This window comes from Streptomyces rishiriensis (assembly GCF_003112535.1).
In the GTDB taxonomy this organism is placed as follows: Bacteria; Actinomycetota; Actinomycetes; order Streptomycetales; family Streptomycetaceae; genus Streptomyces; species Streptomyces rishiriensis.
In genome coordinates, this window is record NZ_BEWA01000002.1 from 40840 (window position 1) to 54811 (window position 13972).

Below are 13972 nucleotides of genomic sequence, written 5' to 3' on the forward strand. Positions count from 1 at the left end.
GTGACCCGGCCGCGGGGAAGCGGGAATTCCCGCCGGGCCCCTGAGGGGGAGCGAGAGCGGCCCGCCCTGTCCGTGAGGCGGGCCGCTCCGGCGTCCGGGAAGGACTCGGTGCACTCAGTTCACGTTGACCGCGCTCCAGGCCGCCGCCACCGTGTTGTACTCCGTGCTGCCCGCGCCGTAGAGGTCCTTGGCCGCGTTCAGGGTGGCGGTCCTGGCTCCGGCGTAGTTGGTCGAGGACGTCATGTAGACGGTCAGGGCGCGGTACCAGATCGCGCCGAGCTTGTCGCGGCCGATGCCGGTGACCGTGGAGCCGTTGGCCGTCGGGGAGTTGTAGGAGACGCCGTTGACGGTCTTGGCCCCGCTGCCCTCGGCGAGGAGGTAGGCGAAGTGGTTGGCGACGCCGGAGGAGTAGTGGACGTCCAGGTTGCCGACCGAACTGCTCCAGTAGTCAGCGGAATTGCCGTCCCTGCTGGGCTTGTCCATGTAGCGCAGGGCGTCCTTGCCGAAGCCGGAGCGGACGATCTTCTCGCCGATCAGGTAGTCACCGACGTCCTGCGAGTTGGCCGCGTGGAACTCGACCAGCGTGCCGAAGATGTCGGACGTCGCCTCGTTGAGGCCGCCCGACTCGCCCGAGTAGGTCAGCTTGGCGGTCTTCGAGGTCACACCGTGGGACATCTCGTGGCCCGCCACGTCCAGGGCCACCAGCGGGCCCAACTGGGTTCCGTCGCCGTCGCCGTAGGTCATGCAGAAGCAACTGTCGTCCCAGAAGGCGTTGTTGTAGCTGTTGCCGTAGTGGACGCGGTTGTAGGAGCCCTTGCCGTCGTTGCCGATGCCGTTGCGGCCGTGGACGTTCTTGTAGTAGTCCCAGGTCGCGTCGGTGCCGTACTGGGCGTCCACCGCCGCCGTGGAGCGGTCCGCGGAGGCTCCGGTGCCCCAGTGGTTGTCGGCGTCCGTGAAGAGGGTCGCGGGGGCACGGCTGATGCAGATGCCGAAGATGCACAGGTCGGTCTTGTTGGCCGCGTCGCCGGTGTACGTGTTGCCGCGCGTGGGGTCCTTGAGCTGGTACGTCGATCCCGAGAGGGTCGTCTCCAGCGGGACCGTGCCGCCGTACAGGGACTTGCCGTCGCCGGTGGCCGTCTCGATCGTGTCCCAGGCGTCGATCCGGGCGCCGGTGCGGGCGTCGGTGAGCACCGCGCGGGCCACCGGGTTGCCCAGCGAGTCCAGGCCGACGACGTTCGTACGCCAGGCCAGTTTCGGGGCGCCGTGCAGGGCGTCGACGACGAGCTGCGGCTTGGCCTTCACCTGCTTCAGCGTCTGACCCAGGTGGGCCGCGCGCAGGGCGTTGACCGCGGCGTCGGCGGCTTTGGCCGCCGGCACCTTCGGGGTGATGCTCGCCAGCGTGATCGCCGCCCGCGTCGCCCGGTCGGCGCCGCGGTATGCGCCGTCACGACCGAGGTGGACGACGAAGTCTCCGCCCAGGACGGGGAGTTGACGGTAGGTGCGGTCGTAGCGGACGTGCTGGGCGCCGTCCTTGTCGACGACCACGTCGCTCACGGACGTGCCCTGCACCGAGCTGAGACCCAGGGCCGCCGCGTGGTCGGCGAGGGCCGCCGCCGCGTTGTCGAGCGCGGTCGCCCTGGTCGGTCTGTCGGCCGCGCCGGCGGCCGGGGAGAGTACGGCGGCCAGGAGAGTGGCCGTGGTGGCGGCGATGCCGGCGGTGGCGAGACGGGAACCTCGGACGTGCTGCCGTATCCGACTCATCAGTGTCTTCGGTCTCCTCGGGAAGGCGCCGTGGGGGGCGCGTGTGGGGGTGGCCGGTGAGCGGCCTGTGGAGGTGGCGCTGATGTCGTCCTGGCATTTAAGTGGGCATGACATGTCATGTCCATAGCGCATGCGCGGGGGACCGGTGAGGGGCCAGTGAGGGGCCGATGAGGGAGAGAATCGTTTCCGTGATCGCCCCCGAACTCCCCTTCTTCGTCTACGGCACGCTCCGCCCCGGCGAGGGCAACCACGACCTCCTCCTGCGTGGCCGCACCCTCCGCGAGGAACCGGCCCGACTGTCGGGCGCGCTGCTCTACGACGGACCCGGCTACCCCTACGCGGTCGAGGCGCCGGGCGAGGCGGGCGCGACCGTCGCCGGGGAACTCGTGACGGCCCGTCCGGAGGCGTACGCGCGACTGCTCGCCGAGCTCGACCGGCTGGAGGAGTACGTCCCGGGCGACCCGCGCAATCTCTACGAACGCGTTGTGCGCGAGGTGGTCCGGGTGGACGGATCCGCCGCCGCGCGCGCCTGGGTGTACGTCGCCGCACCCGCGGTCGCAGCCGGCCTGCGGGCCCGCGGGAACCTCATCGAGGGCGGGGACTGGCTGGCCCGTCGATGACCGCCTCACCCGTTCACACGCCCCGCGGCGACTTTTCCGCACTCGGCCGCCAATACGCCGGTGACCTGCTGAAACAGCGTCGCGAAAGGTCCGGACGTCCACGATCTGACACCCATTCATCCCAGTCCTGACGCACCATCAGCAAGCGCGCTCGCCGCACGGCGGCTTACCTCGGAGGGGCAGGGATTCTCGAAGAGCTCGAAGGAGCACCGATGCGACGCCGTACCGCCCGGCACACCGCCCGCCGTACCACCCGTCGTCCGGTCCGCAGCACCGCCCGCGCCGCCGTCCGTCGTCCGGTCCGCAGCACCGCCCGCGCCGCCGTCCGTCGTCCGGTCCGCAGCATCGCCCGCGCCGCCGTCCGTCGTACCGCCCGTGCGCTGACCGGCGCCGCGCTCGCCGTCACGGCGGCGGCCGGGGTCGCCGCGCCCGCCCATGCCGCGGGCGTCGGCGCCGCTTCACCCGGCGGGCAGCTGGAGGTGTACCCCGCCACCGCCGTGCCGGGCGGACAGGTCTCGGCGAACACGGCGGCGTGCGGGGAGGGCGGATCGGCGGCGGGCGACGCCGGGGCGGTGGGCGCGGGTCGCTTCACGCTCGCGCCCACCACGCACGAGGGCGAGGCCGTCGGGCAGTTCCGGGTGCCGCCGAGCGCGCAGCCGGGCACGTACGAGATCGTCGCGGAGTGCGCCGGGGACGGTCGGCGGATCACCGGGGACCTGGTGGTCGTGCTGGCCTCGGACCGGCAGCCGGTGCCTCCGCGCGGAAGTGTCAAGACGGGGGTCGGCGGCGCTCTGGGCCCCGACCCCGTTCAGACCGCGGCCGGTGTGGCGGCTCTGGCCGTCGCCGCCGCGGGCGGTACCTGGCTCCTGCATCGCCGGGCGAGAGGCGACGGGATCTGACGGACACCCTCCGCCGTCCGTCAGCCGGTACCGCATGTCCCCTCCCCCTCCGGGTCCGACGCCCCTCGCGGCCCGGAGGGGGGCACGGGCCCCGGTTCCTCACAGACCGACTCATCACAGACCGACGCAGCAGACGTCGACGCAGCAGAGATCCACTCGGCACAGGTCCACTCGGCACAGGTCCACTCGGCACAGGTCCACTCAGCACAGGTCCACTCAGCACAGGTCCACTCAGCACAGATCCACTCGGCCACGGAGCGTCGGAGCGACGGAGAGGGGGGAACGGCATGCGCAGGGTCGGCAACGCCGCCATAGCGGCCGTCACCGCGGCCTCCCTGTGCTGCGGCGCGTGGCTGCTGCACAGCGGCGCCGAGACGCACGCCCCGCCGCAGCCGTCCGCGGCCCAGGCCCGCTCCGACGGTCCGCAGCGACCCGGCCGGTCCGCGCCGGCGCTGCCGCCCTCCGCGCCCGACCGCGTCCGCATCCCCTCGATCCACGTGGACGCCCCCCTGACGGGCCTCGCCCTCACCGCCTCCGGCAGCCTCGCCGTCCCGCCCGCCGAGAAGAAGAACCTCGCCGGCTGGTACGAGGCCGGCACCACCCCCGGCGAGACGGGCACCGCGATCGTCGCCGGCCATGTGGACAACGCCGACGGCCCCGCCGTCTTCTACGATCTGGGTGCCCTGCGCAAGGGCAGCGCCGTCGAGGTGGACCGGCGTGACGGGCGTGTCGCCGTGTTCACCGTGGACGCCGTCGAGGTCTACCGAGACCGCGACTTCCCCGACGCGAAGGTGTACGGGGCGGCGGACCGGCCCGAGTTGCGGGTGATCACCTGCGGCGGAGGCTATTCGAAGTCGACCGGTTACCAGGGGAACGTGGTCGTGTTCGCCCATCTCACCGGCAGCCGCTGAGGCCTCCGCCCCGTCGCGGAAGCCGAAGCCGAAGCCGACGCAGAGGCCGAGGCCGACGCAAAGGCCGAGGCTGACGCAAAGGCCGAGGCTGACGCAAAGGCCGAGGCCGAGGCTGACGCAGAGGCCGGGGCCGGTCGGGCCGATCGCGGGGTGGGGGGCCGTGACAGGGGCAAGCGGTGCATGCATGAGCCACGCACCTGGGGAGCTCCTGAGGCGCGGGAACCCTCACACGTGGGGCGGGGTCCCGCTGAGGGCAGCGTTCCTCGCGGGAAACAACGGTGATGCGACCGGGTAACCTCGGCACCGCACGCTCCTGGACATGACCTCGAATTCGCGTGTGGTGGTGCTCGGCGCCGGCCTCGCGGGCGTACGACTCGCCCGCCGGCTCGGCGAACTGGGCGTCCCCGCGCTGCTCGTCGGCGACGAGGAGCACCGGCCCTACAACCGGGTCCTGCTCGCCGAGGTGCTGGCCGGCCGCTACTCGCCCGACGTGATCGCCCTGCCCGCGCCCGCCGGACTGGTCCGGGCCAAGGTCACCGGCATCGACAGCGACCGGCGGGTCCTCTCCTGCGCGGACGGCTCGGAGATCGCCTACGGCACGCTCGTCCTGGCCACCGGCTCCAACCCGGTCCTCCCGCCCCTGCGCGGCCTCTTCACCCCCGACCACGTCCTGCCGGAGGGCGTCCACGCCTTCCGCACCATGGACGACTGCCTCGGCCTGTCGAAGGCGGTACGGCCGGGCGTACGGGCGGTCGTCATCGGCGGCGGGCTCCTCGGGGTCTCCGCGGCCCGCGCGCTCGCGGTGCGCGGCGCCCAGGTCGTCCTCGCCCAGCAGGCCGAGCGCCTCATGGAACGCCAGCTCGACCCGAACGCCTCCCGGCTGGTGCTGCGGCACCTGAAGGACCTCGGCGTCGAGGTGCACACCGAGTGCCGGGTGCGCGACGTGCGCTGCCTCGGCGGCGCCGTCCGGTCGGTCGAGATGGCCGACGGCTACGCCCTCGACGCCGATCTGGTGGTGCTGGCCTGCGGGGTCTCCCCGCGCGCCGGACTCGCCAAGGCCGCCGGGATCGCCGTCCACAAGGGCGTCCTGGTCGACGACGCACTGCGCACGTCGGACCCGCGCATCCGGGCGATCGGCGACTGCGCGCAGCACGACGGGACCGTGTACGGCCTCGCCGCCCCGGCGCTGGAACAGGCCGACGTGCTGGCCGCGTCGCTGGCCGGGGACCCGGACGCCCGCTACACCGGCACCCGCGCCCTCACCCGGCTCACCCTCGCCGGGAACAGCGCCTTCGACCTCGCCGCCTTCGACCTCGCCGCGTTCGGCGAGACCGAGCCCCGCCCGGGCGACGACGTCGTGCAGCTCGCCGACGCCACCCGCGGCACCTACCGCAAGGTCGTCGTCCGCGACGACCGCCTGGTCGGCGGGGTCCTCGTCGGCGAACTCGGCACCGTCGGCGCGCTGGCGCGCGCCTGGGAGGGAGCAGAGCCGCTCCCCTCCGACGGCGGCCCCCTGCTCCACCTGCTCACCAACGACGGAGGCACCTGATGACCGCCACTGAGGGGGCCACCCCCACGATCGTGCTCGTCGGCCACGGCATGGTCGGCCAGCGCTTCCTCGAAGCGATCGCCGAGCGCGGTCTGACCGCCACCCACCGCGTGGTCGTGCTGTGCGAGGAGCCGCGGCCCGCCTACGACCGCGTGGCGCTGACCTCGTACTTCTCGGGCAGGACGGCCGAGGACCTGTCGATGACCGACATGGCGTTCCTCGAGACGCACGGCATCGAGCTCCACGTCGGCGACCCGGCCGAGACCGTCGACCGCGAGGCGAGGAAGGTCGTCGCCCGCTCCGGCCGGGTCTTCGCGTACGACACCCTCGTGCTCGCCACCGGCTCGTTCCCCTTCGTCCCGCCGGTCCCGAACAAGGACGCCGAGGGCTGCTTCGTCTACCGCACGATCGACGACCTGCTGGCCATCGAGAAGTACGCCGAGACGGCGACGACCGGCGCTGTGGTCGGCGGCGGCCTGCTGGGCCTGGAGGCCGCGGGCGCTCTGAAGGGTCTCGGGCTGACGTCCCACATCGTGGAGTTCGCGCCCCGGCTGATGCCCGTCCAGGTCGACGCGGGCGGCGGCGCGGCCCTGCTGCGCACCATCGAGGACATGGGCCTGACCGTCCACACGGGCGTGGGCACCCAGGAGATCGTGGTCGACCAGTCCGGCGCGGTCACCGGCATGAAGCTCTCCGACGGCTCCGAACTCGCCACCGACCTGGTCGTGTTCAGCGCCGGCGTCCGCCCCCGCGACCAGCTCGCCCGCGACTGCGGCCTGACCGTGGGCGAACGCGGCGGCATCGCGGTCGACGAGCGGTGCCGCACGGTCACCGACCCGCACGTGTTCGCCATCGGCGAGTGCGCCCTGGCCGCCGACGGCCGGGTCTACGGCCTGGTCGCCCCCGGCTACGAGCAGGCCGAGACGGCCGCCTCGGCCATCGCCGACGACGAGTCGGAGCAGCTGTCCTTCACCGGCGCCGACCTCTCCACCAAGCTGAAGCTGCTCGGCGTGGACGTCGCGTCCTTCGGCGACGCGCACGGCGCCGCCGAGGACTGCCTGGACGTCGTCTACTCCGACTCCCGCGCCGGCCTGTACAAGAAGCTGGTCATCGGCCGCGACGGCACGCTGCTCGGCGGCATCCTGGTCGGCGACGCCGACGCGTACGGCACGCTGCGGGCCTTCACCGGGTCCGTGCCGCCCGTCGCCCCCGAGTCGCTGGTCCTGCCGGCCGGCGCCGGAGACTCCGTGCAGCTGGGCCCGTCCGCGCTGCCGGACGAGGCGATCGTCTGCTCCTGCCACAACGTGTCGAAGGGCACGATCCGCGGCGCGGTCACCGAGCACTCCTGCACGACCGTGCCCGAGGTGAAGAAGTGCACCAAGGCCGGTACCGGCTGCGGCAGTTGCGTCAAGGTCCTCGGTCAGCTGGTCACCGCCGAGCTGGAGGCGAGCGGCGTCGAGGTCGACAAGGGCCTGTGCGGCTGCTTCTCCCAGACCCGCGAGGAGCTGTACGAGATCGTCCTCGCCCTGCGCGTCAACACCTACCAGGACCTCCTGGACCGCTACGGCCGCGACGGCGCCCGCGGCGGCGACGGGTGCGACGTCTGCAAGCCCGCGATCGGCTCGATCATCGCGTCCCTCGCCCCGAGCATCGGTGCGAGCGGCTACGTCCTGGACGGCGAGCAGGCCGCGCTGCAGGAGACCAACGACCACTTCCTCGCCAACCTGCAGAAGAACGGCTCCTATTCGGTCGTCCCGCGCATCCCCGGCGGTGAGATCACCCCCGAGGGGCTGATCGTGATCGGCGAGATCGCCCGCGACTTCGGTCTCTACACGAAGATCACCGGCGGACAGCGCATCGACATGTTCGGCGCGCGCGTGGAGCAACTTCCCCTGATCTGGACACGGTTGGTGGACGCCGGCTTCGAGTCGGGCCACGCCTACGGCAAGTCCCTGCGCACGGTGAAGTCCTGCGTCGGCCAGACCTGGTGCCGCTACGGCGTCCAGGACTCCGTCCGCATGGCGATCGACCTGGAGCTGCGCTACCGGGGCCTGCGCTCCCCGCACAAGCTCAAGTCCGCGGTCTCCGGCTGCGCCCGCGAGTGCGCCGAGGCCCAGTCGAAGGACTTCGGCGTCATCGCCACCTCCAACGGCTGGAACCTCTACGTCGGCGGCAACGGCGGCGCGACCCCGCGCCACGCGGACCTCCTCGCCCAGGATCTCACCGACGCCGAACTGGTCCGCCTCATCGACCGCTTCCTGATGTTCTACATCCGCACCGCCGACCGCCTGGAGCGCACGTCGACCTGGCTGGAGCGCATCCCGGGCGGCCTGGACCACGTGCGCGACGTCGTCGTGGAGGACTCCCTCGGCATCTGCGAGGAGCTGGAGTCCCTGATGACGGCCCACGTGGCGCACTACGCCGACGAGTGGGCGACCACCATCAACGACCCCGAGAAGCTGGCCCGGTTCGTGTCCTTCGTCAACGCCCCGGACACCCCCGACCCCGTCGTCGGCTTCGTCCCCGAGCGCGAGCAGATCAAGCCCGACCTGCCGCTGCTGACCATCGGCCACCGTCCCCTGGAAGGGAGCGCCCAGCGATGACCCTGGCACCCGAGACCACCGACCTGAAGGTCCAACTGCAGCTGGAGGAGGGCGGACTCGACTGGTTCACGGTCTGCGACCTGAGCCGGCTCGTCCCCGGCCGCGGCGTGGCCGCACTCCTGCCCGACGGCCGCCAGGTCGCCCTGTTCCGCGACCGCTCCGGCGCCCTGTACGCCATCGACAACCGTGACCCGTTCGGCGGCGCGGCGGTCCTCTCCCGAGGCCTGACCGGCACGCACCAGGGCCGCCCGTTCGTCGCCTCCCCGCTCCTCAAGCAGCGTTTCGACCTGGTGAGCGGGGAGTGCCTGGACGACGAGACGGTGCGCGTCGCCACCTACGACGTGCGCGCCGCCTGACGGGTCCGACCGAGGTTCCCCGCCGGCATCCCGGCCGCTCAGTCCCCGAGGGCGTCGTAGGACACATCGGTCAGTTGCTCGGAAGCGGCCCACAGCAGACGGCCCGCCCGGTCGTCGAGGGTCCAGGGCGCCCGCCACGACGGCGCGGGCGCCCCGCGCCACATCGCGAGGGACGGTCCGGTGAACGAGTCCGGGCGCACGCCGGGCGCGGTCGCGGCGTAGAGGGCGGGCAGCGCGCCGGCCTCGGCGGGCTGGGCGATCACCCGGTTGCCGAGCGCCATCAGCCGCTCGGCCGTCCGACGCCCCTCCGCGCGCGGCCCGGCCGTCTGGAGGTTGGTCGCCGCGTACCCCGGGTGCGCGGCCGCCGCGACGACGCCCGCGCCGGCCGCCTCCACCCTGCGCGCCAGCTCGTGTGTGAAGAGCAGGTTGGCCGTCTTGGACCGGCCGTAAGCCAGCCAACGCCGGTAGCGCCGATCGGAGTTGAGATCGCCCGGGTCGATGTTGCCGAGCAGGTGGGCCATGCTGGACACGGTCACGACCCGCGCCCCGGCCGGGCGCTCCGCGGCTTCTAGGAGCGCGGGCAGCAACAGCCCGGTGAGGGCGAAGTGTCCGAGGTGATTCACCCCGAACTGCGTCTCGAACCCGTCGGCCGTGACGCCGTACGGCATGGCCATCACCCCGGCGTTGTTGACGAGCAGGTCGAGCCGGTCGAACGGCGCCGAGCCCGCGAACTCCCGGACGGAGGCGAGATCCCCGAGGTCGAACAGGCCCAACTCCACCTCCGCGCTCGGCACTTCATTGCGCAATCGCCGGACGGCTTCCGCCCCCCGGGCCTCGCTGCGGCAGGCGAGCACGACCCGCGCACCCTTGCGGGCGAGCTCCCGCGAGGTGACGTACCCGAGCCCGCTGTTGGCCCCGGTGACCACAGCGGTACGACCGCTCTGGTCAGGGATGTCGCGCACACTCCAACCGGCCATGCCCGCACTCCTCCCGCCGCCCCGGGCGGCTTGCGCCACTTCCACCACTGTCTCCGCAGCCTACGGCGCTCACCCCCCTTCCCCTGTCCCAAGCCATGCGAAGCGACAATGACGAAATGAAGCCCCACACCACATCAGCCACGGCGGTCACCGACACCGACCGAAAGGCAGATGCCGCGTAACCGCCCCGGCGCCCTGCGCGCCCGCCGCCTCCCCGCCCCCCACTCACGCAAGGTCCCCCCGCCGCCCCGCATCCCCGGCCTCTCCCTCCGCACCAGCCTCGCCGTCCACCGCCTGGAGGACGAGGACGACGGCCCCCTTCTCCTGCCGGGCGCGACGGCAAGCGCACTGCACCGCTACCGCACGTTCGTGACGACCCCCGGACGCGGCGTCCTCTACCCCCGCACGTCCGTGTGCCCCGCCTGTCCCGGCTGCGGCATGGACGACGTCCGTCACGCACGAGACGTCCTGGCAGAGACCCTCCGCCTCCTCACCCCACGCGGAGCGAGGACCGAACTGGCCCGCACACTGAACGAACTGGACCGCACGTACCGCCTCCGCACCCTCCCCGACCCCCGACCGAACCCGCGCCCCTGGTGGCACCGCCGCCTCTCGGAGGGAGCGGAAGGCTGGTGACCGTCCGGCCACCGACCGAACGGGGCGGCACCCCGCCCCCAGGGTGCCGCCCCAGCCCACCTCCGCCGGTCCCGCTCAGTCCCGGCGGATCAACTCGGGGTCGATCCGCCGCCCGATCAACGGCAGAGACCCAAGAGCCGCGACGACGACCACCCCCAGCGCGCTGACCAGCAGCAACGGCACCCCACCCCCATCCCAGAACACGGCCCCACCACCGGTGACCAGGTAACTGGACTCGGCCATCTTCCCTGTCACCACAGCGAGCACAAGACCGATGGTCAACGGCAGCACGACTTGGGCGACTTGAACGGTCCGCAGCGTCCGCGGCCTGGCCCCGAGCAACGAGAGAGCGGTGACCTGCGGACGCCGTTCCACCGCGCGATCGGTCGCGGCGACGAGATAGGCGGCCAGGCCGATGATCAGCCCGAGGATCATGCCGACGGTGAGGAGGGTTTTGATGACGGTGATCTGCTGGAGCGCTGTGGCATCGAGGCCGTCCGTTTCGACCTCGATCGTGGGATCGACTCCCGCGATGCCTTCGAGTACGGAGCGCACGGCCTCGGGAGCGGAGCTGCTGACGAGGGCCAGAGTCACCCTCCCCTCCGGGCGGAAGCCGGCCGGGAACACGGAGGGCGGAAGCAGCACCGTTCCACTGCCGGGAATCTGGGCGGGTGTGTCGTCGTGGTACTGAATGGTGCTGGACGGCACCCGAACAGTGACGAACCGGCTCTTCCCTTTCGAGTTCTGCAAACGAAAAGGGTAGCTCTTTCCTGGTTTGCTGAATTCGTCATAGCTGAAGTTCGGGATCATCAGTCGCGCGGGGCGACCTTCCACACAGTTCTTCACCACCGATGCCATCCTGCGCAGCTGCTCGCACGTCGCGACCACTGCGCTGATGCTCTCCCGCAATTCGTCGCTCTCGGGATCGGTCCACGAATCCGCGAGAACGGCATGCCCTCGAACTCCGGAAACCTTCGTGACGGCTTCTTCCTTCTCACGGCTCATGCCGTCGAGGGCCATCGTGTACAGCTGAACAGGCGCGGTGTTCTTGGACACTTGGTCCAGTTCGATGAGCACGCCCTGAGTGAGCGAGGCCGCGTAGACCAGCAGCACCAGCCCGGTCGCGACGCGCAGAGCTCCACCGGGCTCCACCTCATTGCGGCGCATGGCCAGCCCCAGTGACAGCGAACTCGCGGCTCGCGCCACCCTGCGGGCCAGAAGGCGCGAGAGGATCGGCAAGGACAGCACGAGACCCGCGCCCACCAGCACGACGGCGAGCGGCATCAGGATCGCGGAGAACGATGTGTCGGCGGGGACATGCCCCGTAGCCCCCGCGACGCAGTACCCGATGACGATGCCCATCCCCGGTACGAGCGGTAGCAGGCCCCAGAGTCGAGGGGCCTTCTCCACAGCGCTCCGCCGTACCGCCAGAGGGTTAGCGGCCGCCTTCCTCCCACTGGCCCTACCCACGAACCAGGCCAGCGCCGGACAGCCGACCAGGCAGATCAGGAGCGTTCTGACGGAGAGCGAACCATCCTCCGGGTACCACTTGAACCCGGGAAGCCCCACACGTGACACCAACTGGTTGAGGACCCAGTAGGCACCCAGCCCGAGGACAGCGCCCAGCAGAGCGGCGGCGACGGTCTCGGCGGCGTTGACGCGCTGAACGCCCTTCCTGCTCAACCCCAACAGGCGCAACGCAGCCAACCGCCTCATGCGAGAAGCGGCGGACAGCCGGGCGCACACGGACAGAAACACCGCCAACGGAAGCAGGACGACGCCTGCAAGTGTGAAGCGGAGGATGTCGAGCGTTGAGGGTTCTACTGTCGGGAAGCGGGTTTCTACCTTCCCGAATTCGGACAGTCGGCCACCAGCCTTGAGAACTTCTCGACTGGCACCCACATACGCATACAGTTCGTCGGGATGAGCTAGCCCCTGCTGACCGATCACACCTGCCTCATGGCCGGGCAAGAGATGGGTCAGACCTGGGCTAACGCGGAGGAGATCGTGTAGCCGTGGAGACACAATCAACTCACCAGGGCGAGGAAGCGCACGCAGGCCCGGCGGTGGGGCAATATACGTTTTTCCCGTTGCCACGAAAATCCGAGTGAGAGGCTCCAGCCCGTATGGATCTACCCTCGTGAGCGCCAGGCCGCTCCCGGACTGCGACATGCAACTGCCCAGCCCATTTGAACAATCCGGTTCACGAGCCGCCTTACGAGCATCTTGCGCGGCCAAAATTCCGGGAATTGCGAGCATGACGGCAAGACAACACACTCCGATGGCGCTACCAACTGCCATAAGGAGGAATCGCGCGCGGTTTCCTCGACCGCTACCCAGCAGGAGCCTCAGCCCCAAGAGGAGTTCGTTCACGATGCTTCACGCACCTGTTCCGTTAGCTCACCGTCGCGCATGATGTATCGATTGTCGGCGCGGGCAGCCACCTGAGAATCGTGAGTCACGAGCACAACAGCCGTCCCTTGAGAGCGAGCCAAGCCGAGGAACTCATCCAACACCGCTGCGGCATTGCTGCTATCAAGCGATCCCGTTGGCTCATCGGCAAAGACAACGGCTGGTTTATGCACCAACGCCCTTGCGACAGCAACACGCTGACACTGACCACCTGAAACTTGCGAGGGGCGCCGTTGCCGCAATTCTGCGAGACCGAGCCTATCTAGTACCTCGCCAGCCGCGGCGAGAGCTTGATTTTTCCGCTGCCCGGCCAGACGCAGCGGCAGCGCCGCGTTCTCTTCTACGGTGAGTTCTGGCAGAAGCTCCCCGTACTGGAAGACGAAGCCGAACTGCTCCCGGCGGAGGGCGCTGAGTTCCTCGTCGTCGAGAGCACCGAGAGAGCGGCCCGCAAATGAAACCTCGCCGCGAGCAACTGGAAGCACGCCTGCAAGGCAGTAAAGCAGGGACGACTTCCCAGAACCGCTTTGTCCGGTGATCGCTACGACTTCTCCCCGCCCGAGGGAGATCTCGGCGTTACGGACAGCCAGCGTCTCACCGTAGAGGAGATCAACTCCCCTGGCTGACAGAACTTCTGACGTATTGATTTCGTTCTCCAATCCGGAGCCCGAGCCCAGTTGCTTTACCTGGGCTCGGGGTGTCAGGAATTACTCAGCCACGATCCCAGTTATAGTAAAGCATCTTGGATTGCAGACAGTTGTCCGGCCGCAAGGTGCCACGGTCACGACAAGCCCGGAACCGAGCCTCGCCCGTATAACGCTGAGCACCGTTCCAGTTGGAGTGGTGAAGCTTTACGGAACTCCGCTGCTTTCCGTAGTAGCGCACCCAGTCGTGACCCTGAACCTTCAGTTCGACATAGACGTTGTGCTGGTCTGCGCCGATCGTGTCCCGCAGCCACCCCGACCACTCGAATGCACCATGATTGACGCCCGGCCTGTTGAAGACATACTTCCCTCCGGTGAACGCCACTCCCGTCGTCTCGAGCGTCGGGATATCCCCCTTCACCGGCGAAGCAAACGCCGCCACCGCCGCGCTGAGTACGAGACCGACCGCCGACAGACCGAGCACTGCCCTCTTCACACACACCTCCGTAACCGATGGCGACGTCGTCATCGCCATGAGTAACGGACTGTAGCGGTGCGTAAGTTGACAGAAACGATCTATCACCCCGTAACCACCACATCAGGTGAT

Annotated in this window: 12 protein-coding genes; 7 read left to right on the top strand and 5 right to left on the bottom strand. The window is 70.2% G+C overall.

What is annotated here, in order from left to right:
- Positions 1 to 114: 114 nt before the first annotated feature.
- On the bottom strand, positions 115 to 1761 hold the full coding sequence (locus tag Sri02f_RS01895; protein ID WP_108999299.1) for a M4 family metallopeptidase: 1647 nt from the start codon (positions 1759 to 1761) through the stop codon (positions 115 to 117).
- Positions 1762 to 1928: 167 nt separating this feature from the next.
- Between Sri02f_RS01895 and Sri02f_RS01900 the strand changes: the two genes are divergently transcribed.
- The 6 genes from Sri02f_RS01900 (at position 1929) to nirD (ending at position 8699) form a co-directional block, all read left to right on the top strand.
- On the top strand, positions 1929 to 2381 hold the full coding sequence (locus tag Sri02f_RS01900) for a gamma-glutamylcyclotransferase family protein (RefSeq protein ID WP_108999300.1): 453 nt from the start codon (positions 1929 to 1931) through the stop codon (positions 2379 to 2381).
- 344 nt (positions 2382 to 2725) lie between these two features.
- Complete coding sequence (locus Sri02f_RS01905) at positions 2726 to 3280, top strand: hypothetical protein (RefSeq protein ID WP_108999772.1); 555 nt, start codon at positions 2726 to 2728, stop codon at positions 3278 to 3280.
- Between the two features lie 287 nt (positions 3281 to 3567).
- Positions 3568 to 4191, top strand: coding sequence for a class F sortase (locus Sri02f_RS01910; RefSeq protein ID WP_108999301.1), 624 nt, complete (start codon positions 3568 to 3570; stop codon positions 4189 to 4191).
- A gap of 319 nt (positions 4192 to 4510) precedes the next feature.
- Positions 4511 to 5740 carry an NAD(P)/FAD-dependent oxidoreductase gene (locus Sri02f_RS01920; RefSeq protein WP_108999303.1) on the top strand — a complete coding sequence of 410 codons (1230 nt, stop codon included), beginning with the start codon at positions 4511 to 4513 and terminating at the stop codon, positions 5738 to 5740.
- Positions 5740 to 8343: a nitrite reductase large subunit NirB gene (nirB, locus tag Sri02f_RS01925; protein WP_108999304.1), complete on the top strand. Its 2604-nt coding sequence runs from the start codon at positions 5740 to 5742 to the stop codon at positions 8341 to 8343. The genes Sri02f_RS01920 and nirB overlap by 1 nt, the downstream gene beginning before the upstream one ends.
- A complete protein-coding gene (gene nirD / locus Sri02f_RS01930) occupies positions 8340 to 8699 on the top strand; it encodes a nitrite reductase small subunit NirD (RefSeq protein ID WP_108999305.1) in 360 nt (119 codons plus the stop codon). Before nirB ends, nirD begins: the two co-directional genes overlap by 4 nt.
- A gap of 38 nt (positions 8700 to 8737) precedes the next feature.
- Here nirD and Sri02f_RS01935 read toward each other — a convergent pair whose 3' ends face one another.
- A complete protein-coding gene (locus Sri02f_RS01935; RefSeq protein WP_108999306.1) occupies positions 8738 to 9676 on the bottom strand; it encodes an oxidoreductase in 939 nt (312 codons plus the stop codon).
- Positions 9677 to 9847: 171 nt separating this feature from the next.
- Here Sri02f_RS01935 and Sri02f_RS01940 point away from each other — a divergent pair, with 171 nt between their 5' ends.
- A complete protein-coding gene (locus Sri02f_RS01940; RefSeq protein WP_108999307.1) occupies positions 9848 to 10312 on the top strand; it encodes a hypothetical protein in 465 nt (154 codons plus the stop codon).
- Between the two features lie 75 nt (positions 10313 to 10387).
- On the opposite strand, the gene Sri02f_RS01945 is transcribed toward Sri02f_RS01940, so the two are convergent.
- Genes Sri02f_RS01945 through Sri02f_RS01955 form a run of 3 tightly spaced genes read right to left on the bottom strand, consistent with a single transcriptional unit; the run spans position 10388 to position 13900 of the window.
- Complete coding sequence (locus Sri02f_RS01945; RefSeq protein ID WP_108999308.1) at positions 10388 to 12685, bottom strand: FtsX-like permease family protein; 2298 nt, start codon at positions 12683 to 12685, stop codon at positions 10388 to 10390.
- On the bottom strand, positions 12682 to 13380 hold the full coding sequence (locus Sri02f_RS01950) for an ABC transporter ATP-binding protein (RefSeq protein WP_245970348.1): 699 nt from the start codon (positions 13378 to 13380) through the stop codon (positions 12682 to 12684). Before Sri02f_RS01950 ends, Sri02f_RS01945 begins: the two co-directional genes overlap by 4 nt.
- 52 nt (positions 13381 to 13432) lie before the next feature.
- On the bottom strand, positions 13433 to 13900 hold the full coding sequence (locus Sri02f_RS01955; RefSeq protein ID WP_245970351.1) for a hypothetical protein: 468 nt from the start codon (positions 13898 to 13900) through the stop codon (positions 13433 to 13435).
- Positions 13901 to 13972 lie beyond the last annotated feature (72 nt).